Source organism: Mesorhizobium sp. M2A.F.Ca.ET.039.01.1.1, from assembly GCF_003998035.1.
Classification (GTDB): domain Bacteria; phylum Pseudomonadota; class Alphaproteobacteria; order Rhizobiales; family Rhizobiaceae; genus Mesorhizobium.
This window is the reverse complement of record NZ_RZRY01001088.1, coordinates 1-1,563: the sequence shown is the minus strand read 5'-3', so window position 1 is coordinate 1,563 and position 1,563 is coordinate 1. Positions and strand designations below refer to the sequence as shown.

Here is a 1,563-nt window from a genome sequence, read left to right as displayed (position 1 = left end):
GGTCTGGGTGGAGTTGGGCTGAGAAACAGAAATCCCCGCCGTGGCGGGGATTCTTGAAAGATCAGGCTTTGGGGCTCTCGATCACTGTGGAGCCGGCGAACCGGCCACAATCGCCGAAAGCTTGCCCCTGCGGACGAACTCAGGCTTCACATATGTCTTCTTCATATCAGGATGTCCCCTATCGATAGATGCTCAAAATGGCGGTGATTTCAGCGTCAACCCGGCGTGGGCAAAGAACCCGCCACAATCGCCGAAAGCTTGCCCTTGCGGACGAAAACAGGCTTCTCGTAAGTCTTCTTCATGCGATTGCTCTCCTCGAAAATCACAGCGGATAATCTCATACGACGAGTTCCTGTCAAGTAAGCGGCCAGGACGGGCCGTTCTGTTTCTGGGGACAGCGTTCTACTGAAGCAACCGCCGCCCAATAGTGTGATGGTCGCGGCGGCTGGAGCCGGGTTCGGAATATATCGCCGGGAGGATCTATCGAGGCACATTTATCGCCTCTCTGTGATGTCCGGCACTTAAAGCGCGTCGCGATCTTTCAGATTCGCTCCATGCGCTTTAGGTTTTTGATTTTACGCATGTCTTTATCCCGAAACCGGTTCCCACTTTCGAGAGACATGCTTTAGCCACGGCGGAAGGCTCGGCTAGGATGTTGGCCGCCTGCCGCCATCGGACGGCGAGAGGCGCGGGGGAGACCGATGAAGAGACCGACTGACAGGCTGCCGGCGCTGGCGATACTGATCGGCGGCGTTACCTGTTTCGCCAAGTTCCGGGACAGCGGCGCCGGCAATCGGTTGCGCGGCCAGGAGCGCGGCGCCTGTGGCTGCTAACGCTCTTGTCCTTTTCGTCTCGGCTCTCGTGGTTGCGGGGGCCATCGCGCTCATTGCGCTCGCCCTACGCCGGCGCCGCAAGCGGCGCAAGCTGCGCCGCAGCGCCGATCCCGCGCACGATTATCAGGCCCGCGCCAATTGGTCGGCAAGCGACCACGCCTTGAATTACTCGTCCTTCGTCTTCATGGACGTCGACGGCGACGGCAGGTTCGGCGAGGCCGACCGGCCGATGGGCGGCATTGTCGTACGGGTGTTCGACGACAAGGGCGCGTTTATTACCTCGGCCACCAGCAACAGCTCCGGCTTCGCCAACTTCCTCATGTCGACCGGAAAGCGGTGGGCAAGCCTCCGCGCGCCTGGACTCTACCGGTTTTCGGTGTCCGTCCCCAAGGGATGGCGCGTCAGCACGGGCAATGAGAGCCAGATGTTGCGGCTGGTCGAACTGCCGGGGTCGCCCGCCGGCCTGGTGGGAGAGGATCTGCCTGGACTTGTCGGGCTGGTCCCGGGGCGCAGCCTGCGCGGCAAGACCCCGGCATCGGCGCAGGTGACATTGAAGGTGATGGGCAAGGGCGAACTGCTGCAGACCATGCCGCTTGCGGCAGGCAGCTTCCACTTCGACCTCCCGGACGTGGCCGACACACTGGAGATTTCGGGCCCGGATATCGGGCGGCGTCTGGCGCTTTGTCCCTATCCGACCGACCTCGGCGAACTGAGGCCGGACGCAATCGCC

General features: G+C 62.0%; 1 protein-coding gene and 1 pseudogene. Both read left to right on the top strand.

Annotated elements, in window-relative coordinates:
• Positions 1–701: 701 nt before the first annotated feature.
• Positions 702–833: a hypothetical protein gene (locus EOA24_RS44010; protein ID WP_281059930.1), complete on the top strand. Its 132-nt coding sequence runs from the start codon at positions 702–704 to the stop codon at positions 831–833.
• A pseudogene (locus EOA24_RS37490) lies at positions 823–1,563 on the top strand (hypothetical protein); the annotation flags it as partial. The gene EOA24_RS44010 and the pseudogene EOA24_RS37490, both read left to right, overlap by 11 nt.

What these genes read in the sequence shown, in the direction of transcription:
- EOA24_RS44010 (WP_281059930.1), top strand. Translation starts at nt 702, where the DNA reads ATGAAGAGACCGACTGACAGGCTGCCGGCGCTGGCGATACTGATCGGC.